Raw genomic sequence first — 14,873 nt, forward strand, 5'->3', positions numbered from 1 at the left:
GCTTGCGACGCACATCCAAATCAGGTGCCGCCTGGGAAATCTTCCCGGCAACAGCGGGACTTTTTCCGTATTCGCCACCCCGTCGGACGCACCACCCTGTGCAGGCCAAAACCTCCACTGGGAACTGCAACCATGACAATAAGATCGCTACCCGCCCTTTCCCCTTTGACCCTCGCCGTGCAAGCCTTTTTGCTGGTGAGCAGCCTGTCCCTGAGCGCTGCCGGCCAAGCTGCAACCGCGCCTGCCACACCGACGCACAATGTGAGCTGGGAAGACATTGCCAACGATCACCTGACCACCAAGGACGTTCTGCAATACGGCATGGGCACCAACGCCCAGCGCTGGAGCCCTTTGGCCCAGGTCAATGACAAGAACGTGTTCAAGCTGACGCCGGCCTGGTCCTACTCCTTCGGCGACGAGAAGCAGCGCGGCCAGGAATCGCAAGCCATCGTCAGTGACGGCGTGGTGTACGTCACCGGTTCGTACTCGCGGGTATTTGCCCTCGACGCCAAGACCGGCAAGCGCCTGTGGACCTACAACCATCGCCTGCCGGACAACATTCGTCCGTGCTGCGATGTGGTCAACCGTGGCGCGGCGATTTATGGCGACAAAATCTACTTCGGCACCCTCGACGCGCGACTGATCGCGCTGGACAAGAACACCGGCAAAGTAGTCTGGAACAAGAAATTCGGCGACCACGCCGCCGGTTACACCATGACCGGCGCCCCGGTGCTGATCAAAGACAAGACCAGCGGCAAGGTGCTGTTGATCCACGGCAGTTCCGGTGATGAGTTCGGTGTGGTCGGGCAACTCTATGCCCGCGACCCGGACACCGGCGAAGAAGTGTGGATGCGACCTTTCGTCGAAGGCCACATGGGCCGCTTGAACGGCAAGGACAGTACGCCGACCGGCGACGTCAAGGCGCCGTCCTGGCCGAACGATCCAACCACTGAAACCGGCAAGGTCGAAGCCTGGAGCCACGGCGGCGGCGCCCCTTGGCAGAGCGCCAGTTTCGACGCGGAAACCAACACCATCATTGTTGGCGCCGGCAACCCTGGCCCGTGGAACACCTGGGCGCGCACCTCCAAGGACGGCAACCCGCACGATTACGACAGCCTCTACACTTCGGGCCAGGTCGGCGTCGATCCGAGCACCGGCGAGGTGAAATGGTTCTACCAACACACCCCGAACGATGCCTGGGATTTCTCCGGCAACAACGAGCTGGTGCTGTTCGACTACAAGGACAAGGACGGCAAAACGGTCAAGGCCACCGGCCATGCGGACCGCAACGGTTTCTTCTACGTGGTCGACCGCAACAACGGCAAATTGCAGAACGCCTTCCCCTTCGTCGACAACATCACCTGGGCCAGCCACATCGACCTGAAGACCGGGCGGCCGGTCGAGAATGAAGGCCAGCGTCCGGCCAAGCCGTTGCCGGGCGAAACCAAGGGCAAACCGGTGGAAGTTTCGCCGCCGTTCCTCGGTGGCAAGAACTGGAACCCGATGGCCTACAGCCAGGACACCGGGCTGTTCTACATTCCGGGCAACCAATGGAAAGAGGAATACTGGACCGAAGAGGTCAACTACAAGAAAGGCTCGGCCTATCTGGGCATGGGTTTCCGCATCAAGCGCATGTACGACGATCACGTCGGCACCTTGCGGGCGATGAACCCGACCACGGGCAAAGTGGTGTGGGAGCACAAGGAACACTTGCCGTTGTGGGCCGGTGTGCTGGCGACCAAGGGCAACCTGGTGTTCACCGGTACCGGCGACGGTTTCTTCAAGGCTTTCGACGCGAAAACCGGCAAGGAGCTGTGGAAGTTCCAGACCGGCAGCGGCATCGTCTCGCCGCCGATCACCTGGGAACAGGACGGCGAGCAGTACATCGGCGTTACCGTCGGCTATGGCGGCGCGGTGCCGTTGTGGGGCGGCGACATGGCCGAGCTGACCAAACCGGTGGCTCAGGGCGGGTCGTTCTGGGTGTTCAAGATTCCGAGCTGGGATAACCAGACCGCGAAACGCTGATGCCCCCATCGCCAGCAAGCCGGCTCCTACAGACGTGCGCAACCTGTAGGAGCCGGCTTGCTGGCGATAACGCCCTCCCAGACAACGAGAACTCCGCCATGAAATACCTACCTCTAATGCTGTTTATCGCTGCCCTTCCGGTTTTCGCGGATGACAGCGACGACGCCCCCCTGCTCATCAACGGCTGCACCCTCGCCGAACACAGCCAGTGCCCCGGCGCCAATCTCAAAGGCGCCAACCTGAGCAATCAAGACCTGCGCAACATGAACCTCAGCGGCGCCGACTTGCGTCACGCCCGCCTCGACCTCGCCAACCTGGAAAAAGCCCAACTGCAAGGCGCCAACCTGACCCGCGCCAGCCTGCAACAAAGCAACCTGCGCCTGGCCGACTTCAGCGGTGCCACGTTGATGGCGGTCCAGGGCTGGGGCTTGTTCGCCCAGGGTGCGCAGTTTCAGGACGCCAACCTCAGCGGCGCCTACCTGCAATTCGCCCGCCTCTCCGGCGCCAAACTGCACAACGCCAACCTGCGGGCGGCCGACCTGGAAATGACCTGGTTGAGCAAGGCCGACCTCAAAGGCGCGAATCTCAGTGATGCCAATCTGCAGGAAGCCAAGTTCGGTGAAAGCAACCTGAAGCAGGCAAACCTCAGCGGCTCGCGTCAGCATTATGCGAATTTTCAGGATGCGAATATGGATGGCTGCATCGGTTGCCCGACGACGTGGGATAAATAACACCTCCCCCTGTAGGAGCCGGCTTGCTGGCGATAGCGGAGTGTCAGTCAGAATAAATGTTGACTGACACACCGCTATCGCCAGCAAGCCGGCTCCTACAGGGGAATGTGTGAATTCGATTATCCCGCCTTTCGCACCACCCCCATATCAATCCCCAGATGCACCAGCTCTGCATGGGAGCTCACCTGCAATTTGCTCTTGAGCAACGTCAGGTGATTGGAGACGGTCTTGCTGCTGATGCTCAGCTGCTCGGCAATCACACGGGCCGGAGTGCCTTTGGCGAGCATCACGAAAATCTCCAGTTCACGCTGGGTCATGCTCTGCAAACGCGGGTCGCTGGCGTCCTGTTGCGGGTGACACGCCAGTTGAGTGGCCAGGGGCTGTTCGATGTAGGCGTGGCCCGCGAGAATCCGCCGCACCGCCTCGATCAGCACTTCGGGCGCCGAGCTTTTGGTCAGGTAACCCGAAGCGCCCGCCTCCAGTGCCTGGCGCACCAGCGGCAGCTCATCGTGCATGCTGAAAAACAGCACGCGCAGTTGTGGCAGACGCTGTCGCAACCGGCGCGTGGTTTCCAGCCCGCTGATTCCCGGCAGGCCGAAATCCATGATCACCAGACTCGGCACGGCCTCCTGAACCCTGATCAGCGCTTCTTCACCCGTCGCGGCTTCACGCACTTCCATCGCCGGCAGCAACGCGCGCAACAAACTCGCGTAGCCCTGACGGACTACCGCATGGTCATCCACCAGCAGAATATTCATGACGCCTCCAAAGGCATGCTCAAGGCCAGCGCCCAACCGGCGCCGGGGTGGCTGATGATGCGTAACTCGCCGCCCAGACTGCGGGCGCGCTCGAACATCGAATACAAACCGACACCCGGCCGCTGCGGTTGATGTGCGCCGCAACCATTGTCACGAATCAGCAAACACAACTGCCCGCCACGATGGTGCAGGCGCACCCGCACTTCGCTGGCAGCGGCGTGGCGGGCAACGTTGGTCAAGGCTTCCTGCAACAGGCGGTAGAGATGGGTCTTGTCCGGCGCAGACAATGGCGGCAACGAAGCGCTGACGCGCAACTGACAATCGACACCCTGTCGGCCTTGCCACTGCTCCACCAGCAACGCGAAAGCCTCGGCCAGCGGCAGGTGTTGCAACACCACCGGATAAAGGTCGTGCACCAGCGCTCTGAACCCTTGTTGCAGGTGCTCGCAGTTGTGTTCCAGCTCACGCACTGTGCGCTCCACGGTGTCCGGCTGGTCGGTGACCAACCGCAACAGACAGGCCTGCGCACGAATCCCCGCCAGGTATTGACCTAGGTCGTCGTGCAGGGTCTGCGCCAGATGAGTGCGTTCCTGTTCCTGCACCGCCAGCAAGGTCTGGGTCAGTTGCGTGTTGTCGGCGCGCGCCTGTTCCAGTGCTTCGGTCATGCGATTGAAGTGCACCGCCAGTTGCCGCGCTTCCGGCATCCCTTGCGCGCGCAGTCGCACCTTGAGCTGGCCGCCGGAAACCTGGCGCAATGCGCGCAGCAACTCATCGAGCAGGCTCATGCCCCGGCGCACGGCCCAGCGAATGGTCAACAGACTCAACAACAACGCCAGGCCACACAGGCTCAGTAATTGCTGGAGGGAATCCCAGACTTCATCGATTTCATCCCGTGGGTCGACCGCAATCAGCACACGCCGGCCATCCTGCAGATCGAGCTCCCGCGCACTGTGCCTGGCCTCGGCAAACAGCAATCGCCCGAGCCAGGCGTCAAGCCCGTCCTGCATTGGCGGTTGTGCCGCTTCGCCCGGTTCGAGCCAGCGCACCCGCACGTGACGCAGACTTTGCGTCAACCGTGGTTGCAGACTGGCGGAATCGCGCGCGGCGGTTTCGCTCAAGTACTCGACCACCGCCTCGGCGGATTGCAGCTCTCGCTCCACATCCGCCAGCGCTTGGTGCACCAGTAAGCCCATGCACGCCAAAGTGACCAGCGCGAAAAATCCGCAGACCCAGAGGTTGATCCGCCACAGGGCCGACACGCCTAGCGCCCCGGTGTCGCAGGCATCACCAGCAGCGACGCGGGGCGCGGGCCGTGGAGTTTGTCGACGCCGATCAGACTGAGGATCAGCAGCAACGGCAGGAGCAGCGCCTTGAGAATACGCATGGTCGATCTCCTTCAGAGTGATGGCCGTTGTTGCCCATGCTAAAACCGCGCCGCCCTCGACGAGTTACTACCTTGGTACTGCCTCACTGGTACTTTCTGCATATTTCATCCCGTCCTCAGGCTTCCTATGCTGGCGCTACCCGTGATGGAGTGCCTTATGCGCCAGCTTGCCCCTTACGCCCTGATCTACCTGTTGGCGATTGCCTGCGCCGCCGGGCTGGCGACGCAAAGTCAGGCGGCCGATGCACCGCTGCAAGTGCAGATCGGTTACCTGGGTTATCGCCCCGACCCGGGGCCCTTGCTGTCGAACATCATTCCCGAGCCTGTCGATGCCGGCCTGCGTGGCGCCGAACTAGCGATCACCGACAGCAACAGCACCGGGCGTTTTCTCAATCACAGTTACAGCCTGGCCAACGCCAACGTCGACAACCCGCAGGCCTTGTTCGATGCGGCCAAGGCGCAACACGCGCAAGGTCTGCGTCTGTTTGTGGTAAACGCGCCGGTGGCCAGCCTGCGGCAACTCAGCGCCGCCCTGCCCGACAGTTTGCTGATCAACGCCGGCAGCCCGGATGACAGCCTGCGCACCACCGATTGCTTGCCGAACGTGCTGCACACGCTGCCAAGCCGGGCGATGCTCGCTGATGCCTTGGCGCAGTTTCTGGTGGTGCGCAAATGGCAACGGGCACTGCTGATTGTCGGCCCGACCGCCGACGATCAAGCCTATGCCGCCGCCCTGCGCCGAGCGGCGAAACGCTTCGGCGTGCAACTGGTGGCGGAAAAAGCCTGGAGTTTCGATAACGATCAACGCCGCAGCGCCCAGGCCGACATGCCGCTGTTCACCCAGACCGCTGAGTACGACGTGGTACTGGTGGCCGATGAACGCGGTGACTTCGGCGAATACGTGTCCTACCAGACCTGGTATCCGCGCCCGGTGGCCGGCACTCAAGGCCTGACCCCGGTGGGCTGGCACAAAACCGTGGAAACCTACGGCGCCGCGCAATTGCAGAAACGCTTCGAAGCCATGGCCGGGCGCTGGATGAACGACCGTGACTTTGCCGCGTGGATGGCCGTGCGCAGCATCGCCAGCGCGGTGAGCAAACTGCGTCAGACCGATCCGGTGGCGATCCGCAACCTTGAAGTCAGCGACCAATTGCCGCTCGATGGCTTCAAGGGGCGCAAGCTCAGTTATCGCCCGTGGAACGGTCAGTTGCGCCAGCCGATTCCCATCGTGCAGCCGCGGGCGCTGGTCAGCACTTCGCCACAGGACGGCTTTCTGCACCCCTTCAACGAAATGGACAGCCTCGGTTACGACAAGCCCGAGGTCAGCTGCCGCTTTCCCTGATTTTCCACAACAACAATAAGGAATCCGCCATGCGCCGCATCCTGCTTTCATGCGCCCTGTTGCTCGCTGCCGGGCACGCCGCGGCCAGCACCGCCTGGGTCTCCAACGAAAAAGACAACAGCCTCAGCCTGATCGACATGCAGACCCTGCAAGTCACCGACACCCTGCCCGTCGGCCAGCGCCCACGCGGTCTGTTGCTGTCCCACGACAACAAGCTGCTGTACATCTGCGCCAGCGATTCGGACCGGGTGCAGGTGATGGACGTGGCCACGCGCAAGATCATCAAGGAACTGCCTTCGGGCAAGGACCCCGAGCAATTCGCCCTGCACCCGAACAATCGCTGGCTCTACGTTTCCAACGAGGACGATGCGCTGGTGACGGTGATCGACACCGAAACCTCCAAGGTGCTGAGCCAGATCAACGTCGGCGTCGAGCCCGAAGGCATGGCCGTCAGCCCGGACGGCAAATGGGCGGTGAACACCAGCGAAACCACCAACATGCTGCACTGGATCGACACCGGCACCCAGACCCTGGCCGACAGCACGCTGGTGGATCAGCGCCCGCGTTTCGTCGAGTTCGCACCCGATGGCAAACAGTTGTGGGCCTCGGCGGAAATCGGCGGCACCGTGACCATTCTTGACACCGCCACCCGGCAGGTCCTCAAGACCCTGACCTTCCAGATCAAGGGCGTGCACCCGGACAAGGTGCAACCGGTGGGCATCAAACTCAGCGCCGATGGCAAGTACGGTTTCGTCGCGCTGGGCCCGGCCAACCACGTCGCGGTGATCGATGCCAAAACCTTCGAAATCCTCGATTACCTGCTGGTCGGCCGCCGCGTGTGGCAGATGGCATTCACCCCGGATCAGAAGCAATTGCTGGCCACCAATGGCGTCAGCGGCGATGTGTCGGTGATTGATATCGACAGCCTCAAAGTGAGCAAATCGGTGAAGGTCGGGCGCTATCCGTGGGGCGTGGTGGTGACGCCATGAACGCACTGGAAGTCAGCGACCTGAGTTTCGCCTACGGCGCGCGGGAGGCGTTGCGCCAAGTGAGTTTCAGCCTGGCGCCCGGTCGTTTTGCGGCGCTGCTGGGGCCGAACGGTGCCGGCAAATCGACGCTGATTGCCTTGCTGACCCGGCTGTACGATGTGCAACGCGGTGATATCCGTGTCGGCGCTTGTTCGTTGCGGGATGCGCCGCGCCCGGCGCTCAAGCAATTGGGTGTGGTGTTTCAGCAAAGTACGCTGGACCTGGACCTCAGCGTCGAGCAAAACCTGCGTTATCACGCCGCGCTGCACGGAATGTCGCGGCGTGAAACCGCAATTCGGGTCGATGCCGAACTGGCCCGTCAGTCGTTGACCGAACGCCGTCGCGAGCGGGTACGCGAGCTGAATGGCGGCCATCGTCGCCGGGTGGAAATCGCTCGCGCGCTGCTGCATGAGCCACGCCTGTTGCTGCTCGACGAGGCCAGTGTCGGCCTCGATCCGGCCAGTCGCCTGGCGCTCAATCAACACATCCGCAGCTTGTGCCGCGAGCACCGCCTCAGCGTGCTCTGGACCACGCACTTGCTGGACGAGGTGCAGCCGAGCGATGACTTGCTGATTCTCCATCAAGGGCGCTTGGTCGCCAGTGGCCAGGCCGATGCGCTGAGCCTGGAACACGGCGGCGATCTCGGCTCGGCCTTCGCTCGCTTGACCACCTCGGGAGCCGTGCAATGAATGCGTATTGGCAATGTTTCAGCGGCATCGTGCTGCGTGAATGGCTGCGGTTTGTGTTGCAGCGCACGCGGTTTCTCAGTGCACTGGTACGCCCGCTGCTGTGGTTGTTGGTGTTCGCCGCCGGTTTTCGCGCGGCACTCGGCATCGCGATCATCGAGCCCTACGACACCTACATTCCGTATGAGGTCTACATCATTCCGGGGCTGGCCTGCATGATCCTGTTGTTCAACGGCATGCAAGGTTCGCTGTCGATGGTCTACGACCGGGAGATGGGCAGCATGCGCGTGCTGCTCACCAGTCCCTTGCCCCGCACGTTTCTGCTGTGCAGCAAACTGTTGGCCACCTCGCTGATTTCGCTGTTGCAGGTGTATGCCTTTCTGGCGATTGCCTGGGTGTACGGCGTGCAGCCCCCGGCCATGGGCCTGTTGATCGCCTTGCCGGCGTTGCTGCTGGTGGCGTTGATGCTCAGTGCGTTGGGGTTGTTGCTGTCGAACGCGATCCGCCAGTTGGAGAACTTTGCCGGGGTGATGAATTTCGTGATCTTCCCGCTGTTTTTCCTGTCGTCGGCGCTGTACCCGCTGTGGAAGATGCGCGAGTCGAGCGAGTGGTTGTATTGGCTGTGCGCCGTGAACCCGTTTACGCATGCAGTGGAACTGGTGCGGTTTGCCTTGTACGAGCGCTTCAACCCGTTGGCATTGGCCGTATGCATCGGCCTGACGCTGTTGTTCTCGCTACTGGCAGTCCTCACCTTCAACCCCCAACACGCCGCCCTGCGCAAATCCAGCCGGCTCCTACAAGGGATGTGATCTGCCGTTATCGCGTGGACAACCTCAAACTGTAGGAGCCGGCTTGCCGGCGATCAATGCAACGCGGTGCGTCAGGCAAGCCGGCTCCTACGGTTGATCTCACCAAAATTACTACTTTAGTACTGGTTTCCCTGTCTATCGTCGCATTCCCAACGCACCGCGACTGGCATGTAATGGGCTCATAACTATAAGGACTGAACCCATGCCGCGTGCCCGACGTGTTCTGCTGCGCCCTTCCCTCGCTGTGTTTTCGCTGAGCCTGTTGCTGGGCGTCGCACACGCCGAAACACCGCTGTTCTCTGCTGATGGCTACCGCATCGGCCTGTACCGCAGCCCCACGCCGAACCAGGTGGAGGGTGCCGCCATCATCGACACCGCCGCCCTGCAAACCCTGCTCACCCAGACGCCTCGCCCGGTGCTGATCGATGTCTATCGCCGCCAATGGCTGCAAGGGCGTTTCATCGAAGACCAGCCCCACGAAAACCTGCCCGGCAGCCACTGGCTGGCCAACACCGGCGACGGCGACCTGACACCCGACTGGCAGGAATACTTCACGCGCAATCTGCAAAAATTCACCGCCGGCGATCCCCGGCAACCGCTGGTCTTTTACTGCCGGTCCGATTGCTGGTTGAGCTGGAATGCGGTCAAACGCGCCGCCGCCATGGGCTATAAGACTCTGTATTGGTATCGCGATGGCCTGGATGCCTGGCAAGCGGCGAACCTGCCCGTGACACCCGCCCTGCCCGAACCTTTTCCCTGACCTTTACGCGTGCGTGTTGTTGCCACACCATAATCAAAATAATGAGGTGAAAGGCTATGTACAAAATTCTGATTGCCGACGATCACCCGCTGTTTCGCGAAGCCATTCATAACGTCATCAGCGATGGATTCCCGGGCAGCGAGGTCATGGAAACCGCCGACCTCGACAGCGCCCTGGCGCTGACTCAGGACCACGACGACCTGGACCTGATCCTGCTCGACCTGAACATGCCCGGCATGCACGGCCTCAATGGCCTGATCAACCTGCGCAACGAGGCGCCGACCATTCCAGTGGTGATTGTCTCGGCGGAACAGGACAAGCAGATCGTGCTGCAAGCCATCACCTATGGCGCGGTGGGTTTCATCACCAAGTCCTCGCCACGGGTGCAGATGACCGAGGCGATCCAGCAGATTCTCAATGGCAACGTCTACCTGCCGCCGGACATCATCCGCACGCAGAAAAGCGGCACCCACCGCCGGATGAACGACACCCCGAGCTTCCCGCCTGAACTGCTCCAGGCCCTGACCCGCAAACAGTTGCTGGTGCTGGAGCGCATGACCAAAGGCGAGTCGAACAAACAGATCGCCTACACCCTGGAAATCGCTGAAACCACGGTCAAGGCCCACGTTTCGGCGATCTTGCGCAAACTCAATGTGCACAATCGGGTGCAGGCGATCCTGAGTGCCGGGGATATTGATTTCGGCTCTTATCTACGACGTTAAACCGCGTCGCGCCCATCGCCAGCAAGCCGGCTCCTACAGGAACAACGATCCCCTGTAGGAGCCGGCTTGCTGGCGATGAGGCCCTCAACATCAACAAAAATCTCAAGGCCTGCCGAGCAAATCGCCAGCAAGCTGGCTCCTACAGGAACAACGCAACCCCCTGTAGGAGCCGGCTTGCTGGCGATGAGGCCCTCAACATCAACAAAAATCTCAAGGCCGGCCAAGCAAATCGCCAGCAAGCTGGCTCCTACAGGAACAACGCGATCCTCTGTAGGAGCCGGCTTGCCGGCGATGAGGCCCTCAGCATCAACAAAAATCTCAAGGCCTGCCGAGCAAATCGCCAGCAAGCTGGCTCCTACAAGAACAACGCAATCCCCTGTAGGAGCCGGCTTGCCCGCGATGAGGCCCTCAACATCAACAAATATCTCAAGGTCTGCCGAGCAAATCGCCAGCAAGCTGGCTCCTACAGGAACAACGCGATCCCCTGTAGGAGCCGGCTTGCCGGCGATGAGGCCCTCAACATCAACAAATATCTCAAGGTCTGCCGAGCAAATCGCCAGCAAGCTGGCTCCTACAGGAACAACGCGATCCCCTGCAGGAGCCGGCTTGCCGGCGATGAGGCCCTCAACATCAACAAAAATCTCAAGGCCGGCCGAGCAAATCGCCAGCAAGCCGGCTCCTACAAGAACAACGCAATCCCCTGTAGGAGCCGGCTTGCCGGCGATGAGGCCCTCAACATCAACAAATATCTCAAGGCCGGCCGAGCAAATCGCCAGCAAGCCGGCTCCTACAGGAACAACGCGATCCCCTGCAGGAGCCGGCTTGCTGGCGATGAGGCCCTCAACATCAACAAATATCTCAAGGTCTGCCGAGCAAATGACTCATCGCCGTCTTCAGTTTCATCGGCCGCACCGGCTTATGCATCAAGGTGTGCCCCAGCTCTCGAATCTGCAATTTGAGCTCATTGCTGTAGTTGGCGGTGATCATCATCGCCGGAATGGCTGAGCCGCGCCGGGCGTTGATCCGCGCCACGGCATCCACGCCGTTCTGATCGTCATCCAGGTGGTAATCGGCAATCAGCAAATCCGCCTCGGCGTGATAATTGTCCACTTGCCGCGCCAAATCCTGCTCCGACAGCGCCGTCACTACCAGACAACCCCAGCCTTCGAGCAAGGTGCGCATGCCGGCACAAATCGCCGCATCGTTGTCCAGCACCCATACCCGTGCACCGCGCAGACGTTCGAGCATCGGCTCACTCATCAACAGGCTCGGCAGTGCCTTGGGTGCCGTCGCGCTCAAAGGCACCTCGACGGAAAACACCGAGCCCTTGCCCGGCCACGAACGCACGTGAATGCGGTGCCCGAGAATCCCGGCAATTTTCTCGACGATTGCCAGCCCCAGCCCCAACCCGCGATCCTGATCCGGACGTTGCACATCACCGCGTTTGAATTCCTGGAAAATCTCTTCCAGACGGTTTTCGGCGATGCCCATGCCGCTGTCCCAGACCTCGATCGACAGCCGCTGATGATGCCGCCGACAACCGAGCACCACGCGGCCGCTGTAGGTGTAGCGAATCGCGTTACTCAACAGGTTGCGCAAGATCCGCGCAAGCAACTGAATGTCGCTGCGCACCAGCGCCGAACACCCGATGAAATGCAGCTCAAGCCCTTCGCTACGCGCGACCTGGGTGTACTCGGCGGCGAGGTTTTCCAGCAACTCGCTCAAGGCGAACGGCGCAATGTCGGCTTTGATCACCCCGGCATCGAGTTTGGAAATGTCGACCAGCGTGCCGAGCAGATTCTCCACGTCTTCCAGGGAATTGCTGACGTTGCGCACCAGAATCTCGTTGGCCAGCGGCTCCCGGCGTTCGAGCAAGGCGCTGGTAAACAGGCGCGCGGCATTCAGCGGTTGCAGCAAGTCATGGCTGACGGCGGCAAGAAACTTGGTCTTCGACAGGTTGGCCTGCTCGGCTTCAAGCTTGGCCTCGCGCAGGCGTGACTCAACTCGCCGACGTTCGTCGATCTCGCGCAGCAACTGGTCATTGAGGGTCGTCAGTTCCGCCGTACGTTCGCGCACCCGCAGTTCAAGGTTCTGATAGGCCTGGTGCAACGCCTCGGCCGTGCGGCGGCGTTCGGTGATGTCGCGGATCAACACGAAAATCCCCACCACTTCGCCAGTTGCCAGCCGATTGGGCACGTAGGAGCGCAACATGTAGCGCTCCTGGTTGTTGATGTTGGTTTCGGCGAACTCGAACGTCACGCTCTCACCGGCCAACGCCCGCGCCACATAGGCTTCCAGGCGCTGGTAATGCTGCTCGCTGTGCACTTCGCGCAGGCTCTGCCCGAGCATCACGCCGCGTGGCCAGCAGTACCATTCTTCGTAGACCTTGTTGGTGAACTCGTAGACCAGATCGGCATTGAGGTAAGCGATCAGCGCCGGTACATGGTCGGTGATCAGGCGAATCCAGCGCTCGCTTTCGCTCAGCGCTTCGGCGTGCTGGTAGCGTTCGGTGATGTCGGTGAAGGTGTTGACGAAGCCGCCGGTGGGCAGCGGATGCGTGCGGATTTCCAGGACCCGGCCATCGTACAGTCGCTGCTCGCATTCCCGCACCGGGCGCCCGTTGCCGTCGCGGCTGGCCGGGGTCAGCAGGTTCAACTCGCTGTCGGCGATCACTTCGGCGAACGGTCGATGCGCCGCCACCGGCGCCAGGCCACTGAGTTCCAGGAAGCGCCGGTTCCACAACTCCAGAATGCCCTCGGCGTTGACCATCGCCACGCCTTGGGACAGGTTGTCCACGGCCCGTTGCAACAAATGCGATTTCTGCGCCACGGCCTGCTCGCGGCGCACGGTTTCACTGAGTTTGACGTCGGTGATGTCCGTGAACAGAATCACCCGCCCGCCTTCCTGGGTCGGCCGTTCGCTGACTTGCAGCCAGCGACCGTCCTGCAAGCGGAACAGCAGGTTCTCGTCGGCCTGCCCGCGCGGTTCTTCGGTGAACAGGCCGGTGGACAGCATCAGCCGCTTGACCTCGACCAGGCGCATGCCGGCGTTGATTCGCACCCGGCTGTTACCCCAGAACGCCTTGAAGCGGCTGTTGAACAGCACGATCCGCTGCTCTGCGTCGAACAATACAAAGGCGTCGGAAATGCTCTCGATCGCGTCGATCAGGTGTTGATGCGCGGTTTCCGCGCGCAGACGTGCTTCGCTGAGCAAGTGATTGCCTGACTTCAGTTCAGCCATAGCCTGGTTCAAGGCATCGGTGCGCTCACGTACCTGTTCGGCCAGCACCACCGAATGCTGGAACGCCGCGTACGGGTCGTTGCCGCGGGTGATGCCGGACTCGATCCGTTCGATCAGCGCAGCATTGATGCGCTGCAATTTGTGGTTTTCGTGCCGCAGGCTGGCGACTTGAGCCGCAAGCTCAGCGATGTCCAGGGGAGCGGCCTCGGGCAATGGCAACCCCGGTGAAGGTCTGGTTGATGTGCATGCCATTGAACTGTTCTCCGTAGGTGTTGAAACCCATCACCCGCTGGTCGCGCAAAAACCTGCCGATCTGCTCCAGATTGCCGCCGTCTTCCAGTTCCAGGCGCCTGAGAAAACAGTCGCAGCCGATGGTCAGCAACAGGTCACCGAGGCGCTCCTGCAAACCGTCGAACAGGGTTTGCAGATTGGGCAGCATCGGCCCTGGGGTCATGACGGTGAGGACGATGCCGTTTTCCACGGCACAGTAGAAACTCAGGCTCAAGTCCGGGTGCACCTGCTGGATGGCCCGCACGTAATACTGATCGTTGATCCGCACTGCCAGCGGGTGGGCGGCGAAGATCCGATGATCGAGTTCAGCCACGGGCACGCCGATGTGCCTGGCGTACTCCTCGGCGGCCGGTTCGGCATTCAGTTCGAAGACCCGGCGCGAGGCACTGTCGGCGCCAGTGACCACCAGTTTTTCCGCCCTCGGCAGGATGTGGTGGGTGGTGAAGACTTCGAAGTCGAGCCAGGTGTTGACCAGCACCACCACCGCCGCGCCGCTGTGGAACTCGCCGCCGAAGTAAACGTGGGTGTGGGTCAGGTAATTGTCGTCGCCGGCCGAGCCACCGAAATGCGGAATGTCACCCAGCGCCGCGCTCAACGCCGCGAGCACCATTTCTTCACGGCTGGACAAACCATCGAGCAAGGTCAGGGCGAAGCTATTGCCCTTGATCGGCGCCAGGGTGTTGCTGCGACAACCACTGACCAGTCGCTCGACCATTTGCTGGGCGTCGATCAGGCTGAAACGCTCCATCTCGTCGATCAATTCGGCATCGATGGAAAAATGCCGATGGTCGAAACCCACCGCCGTCACGCAGTTGCGCCCGTAACCCAGCGGGGTGATTTCCCCGGCGCTGGTGCAACCGACCAGACGGATACCGCCAAAGCTCTGCTGCAAGGCTTGGCCCAGCGCCTGCAAGTCGTACTCGGCGGAGCAGAAAAACAGCACAAAGCCCAAATGTGGATGCAACAACTGCCGCGCCAACTCCTGGGCCACCTGCTCGGCATCGGTCGCCTGGGACATCGCACTGACGACCCCGTCGCTCTGAACCTGCTGCATCGTCGCCTCCCGCAGGTGCGCATGTGTGAGGTTGGAGTGTACG

Annotated in this window: 14 protein-coding genes; 8 read left to right on the top strand and 6 right to left on the bottom strand. The window is 61.5% G+C overall.

What is annotated here, in order from left to right; translation table 11 throughout:
• The first annotated feature begins 132 nt into the window (after window positions 1-132).
• Window positions 133-2,025, top strand: coding sequence for a quinoprotein ethanol dehydrogenase (gene exaA, locus IB254_RS04550; RefSeq protein WP_192416558.1), 1,893 nt, complete (start codon window positions 133-135; stop codon window positions 2,023-2,025).
• 98 nt (window positions 2,026-2,123) lie between these two features.
• Window positions 2,124-2,756: a pentapeptide repeat-containing protein gene (locus tag IB254_RS04555; RefSeq protein ID WP_192416559.1), complete on the top strand. Its 633-nt coding sequence runs from the start codon at window positions 2,124-2,126 to the stop codon at window positions 2,754-2,756.
• A 119-nt stretch (window positions 2,757-2,875) separates the two neighbouring features.
• On the opposite strand, the gene IB254_RS04560 is transcribed toward IB254_RS04555, so the two are convergent.
• Genes IB254_RS04560 through IB254_RS29645 form a run of 3 tightly spaced genes read right to left on the bottom strand, consistent with a single transcriptional unit; the run spans window position 2,876 to window position 4,898 of the window.
• Window positions 2,876-3,514, bottom strand: coding sequence for a response regulator transcription factor (locus IB254_RS04560; RefSeq protein ID WP_192416560.1), 639 nt, complete (start codon window positions 3,512-3,514; stop codon window positions 2,876-2,878).
• On the bottom strand, window positions 3,511-4,773 hold the full coding sequence (locus IB254_RS04565; RefSeq protein WP_192416561.1) for a histidine kinase: 1,263 nt from the start codon (window positions 4,771-4,773) through the stop codon (window positions 3,511-3,513). Before IB254_RS04565 ends, IB254_RS04560 begins: the two co-directional genes overlap by 4 nt.
• Window positions 4,774-4,775: 2 nt before the next feature.
• The gene (locus IB254_RS29645; protein ID WP_008024888.1) at window positions 4,776-4,898 is read right to left on the bottom strand and encodes a hypothetical protein; all 123 of its coding nucleotides are present in this window, start codon (window positions 4,896-4,898) and stop codon (window positions 4,776-4,778) included.
• Between the two features lie 157 nt (window positions 4,899-5,055).
• Between IB254_RS29645 and IB254_RS04570 the strand changes: the two genes are divergently transcribed.
• The 6 genes from IB254_RS04570 to IB254_RS04595 all read left to right on the top strand — a co-directional run bounded on the left by IB254_RS04570 (window position 5,056) and on the right by IB254_RS04595 (window position 10,245).
• The gene (locus IB254_RS04570; RefSeq protein ID WP_192416562.1) at window positions 5,056-6,240 is read left to right on the top strand and encodes an ABC transporter substrate-binding protein; all 1,185 of its coding nucleotides are present in this window, start codon (window positions 5,056-5,058) and stop codon (window positions 6,238-6,240) included.
• A gap of 29 nt (window positions 6,241-6,269) precedes the next feature.
• Window positions 6,270-7,229 carry a YVTN family beta-propeller repeat protein gene (locus tag IB254_RS04575; RefSeq protein ID WP_192416563.1) on the top strand — a complete coding sequence of 320 codons (960 nt, stop codon included), beginning with the start codon at window positions 6,270-6,272 and terminating at the stop codon, window positions 7,227-7,229.
• Window positions 7,226-7,957: an ABC transporter ATP-binding protein gene (locus IB254_RS04580; RefSeq protein ID WP_192416564.1), complete on the top strand. Its 732-nt coding sequence runs from the start codon at window positions 7,226-7,228 to the stop codon at window positions 7,955-7,957. The genes IB254_RS04575 and IB254_RS04580 overlap by 4 nt, the downstream gene beginning before the upstream one ends.
• Window positions 7,954-8,763, top strand: a complete 810-nt coding sequence (locus tag IB254_RS04585; protein ID WP_192416565.1) for an ABC transporter permease — start codon at window positions 7,954-7,956, stop codon at window positions 8,761-8,763. Before IB254_RS04580 ends, IB254_RS04585 begins: the two co-directional genes overlap by 4 nt.
• A gap of 202 nt (window positions 8,764-8,965) precedes the next feature.
• Window positions 8,966-9,523: a PQQ-dependent catabolism-associated CXXCW motif protein gene (locus IB254_RS04590; protein WP_192416566.1), complete on the top strand. Its 558-nt coding sequence runs from the start codon at window positions 8,966-8,968 to the stop codon at window positions 9,521-9,523.
• A 56-nt stretch (window positions 9,524-9,579) separates the two neighbouring features.
• Window positions 9,580-10,245 (top strand): response regulator transcription factor, encoded by a 666-nt coding sequence (locus IB254_RS04595; RefSeq protein ID WP_084320911.1) that lies wholly within the window; start codon window positions 9,580-9,582, stop codon window positions 10,243-10,245.
• On the opposite strand, the gene IB254_RS04600 is transcribed toward IB254_RS04595, so the two are convergent.
• From IB254_RS04600 to nosP, 3 genes are all read right to left on the bottom strand, one after another.
• Window positions 10,242-11,024, bottom strand: a complete 783-nt coding sequence (locus tag IB254_RS04600) for a hypothetical protein (RefSeq protein ID WP_192416567.1) — start codon at window positions 11,022-11,024, stop codon at window positions 10,242-10,244. The two genes, IB254_RS04595 and IB254_RS04600, sit on opposite strands and share 4 nt — an antisense overlap.
• A 79-nt stretch (window positions 11,025-11,103) precedes the next feature.
• A complete protein-coding gene (nahK, locus tag IB254_RS04605) occupies window positions 11,104-13,737 on the bottom strand; it encodes a hybrid sensor histidine kinase/response regulator NahK/ErcS' (protein WP_192416568.1) in 2,634 nt (877 codons plus the stop codon).
• Window positions 13,667-14,830, bottom strand: coding sequence for a nitric oxide-sensing protein NosP (gene nosP / locus IB254_RS04610; protein WP_192416569.1), 1,164 nt, complete (start codon window positions 14,828-14,830; stop codon window positions 13,667-13,669). The genes nahK and nosP overlap by 71 nt, the downstream gene beginning before the upstream one ends.
• Window positions 14,831-14,873 lie beyond the last annotated feature (43 nt).

It is taken from the genome of Pseudomonas sp. PDM03 (genome assembly GCF_014852385.1).
Classification (GTDB): Bacteria; Pseudomonadota; Gammaproteobacteria; order Pseudomonadales; family Pseudomonadaceae; genus Aquipseudomonas; species Aquipseudomonas migulae.

Bases quoted from the DNA above. Each gene is read 5' to 3' on its own strand.
- exaA (WP_192416558.1), top strand. From the start codon at position 133: ATGACAATAAGATCGCTACCCGCCCTTTCCCCTTTGACCCTCGCCGTG.
- IB254_RS04555 (WP_192416559.1), top strand. From the start codon at position 2,124: ATGAAATACCTACCTCTAATGCTGTTTATCGCTGCCCTTCCGGTTTTC.
- IB254_RS04560 (WP_192416560.1), bottom strand. From the start codon at position 3,514: ATGAATATTCTGCTGGTGGATGACCATGCGGTAGTCCGTCAGGGCTAC.
- IB254_RS29645 (WP_008024888.1), bottom strand. From the start codon at position 4,898: ATGCGTATTCTCAAGGCGCTGCTCCTGCCGTTGCTGCTGATCCTCAGT.
- IB254_RS04570 (WP_192416562.1), top strand. From the start codon at position 5,056: ATGCGCCAGCTTGCCCCTTACGCCCTGATCTACCTGTTGGCGATTGCC.
- IB254_RS04575 (WP_192416563.1), top strand. From the start codon at position 6,270: ATGCGCCGCATCCTGCTTTCATGCGCCCTGTTGCTCGCTGCCGGGCAC.
- IB254_RS04580 (WP_192416564.1), top strand. From the start codon at position 7,226: ATGAACGCACTGGAAGTCAGCGACCTGAGTTTCGCCTACGGCGCGCGG.
- IB254_RS04585 (WP_192416565.1), top strand. From the start codon at position 7,954: ATGAATGCGTATTGGCAATGTTTCAGCGGCATCGTGCTGCGTGAATGG.
- IB254_RS04590 (WP_192416566.1), top strand. From the start codon at position 8,966: ATGCCGCGTGCCCGACGTGTTCTGCTGCGCCCTTCCCTCGCTGTGTTT.
- IB254_RS04595 (WP_084320911.1), top strand. From the start codon at position 9,580: ATGTACAAAATTCTGATTGCCGACGATCACCCGCTGTTTCGCGAAGCC.
- nahK (WP_192416568.1), bottom strand. From the start codon at position 13,737: ATGGCATGCACATCAACCAGACCTTCACCGGGGTTGCCATTGCCCGAG.
- nosP (WP_192416569.1), bottom strand. From the start codon at position 14,830: ATGCAGCAGGTTCAGAGCGACGGGGTCGTCAGTGCGATGTCCCAGGCG.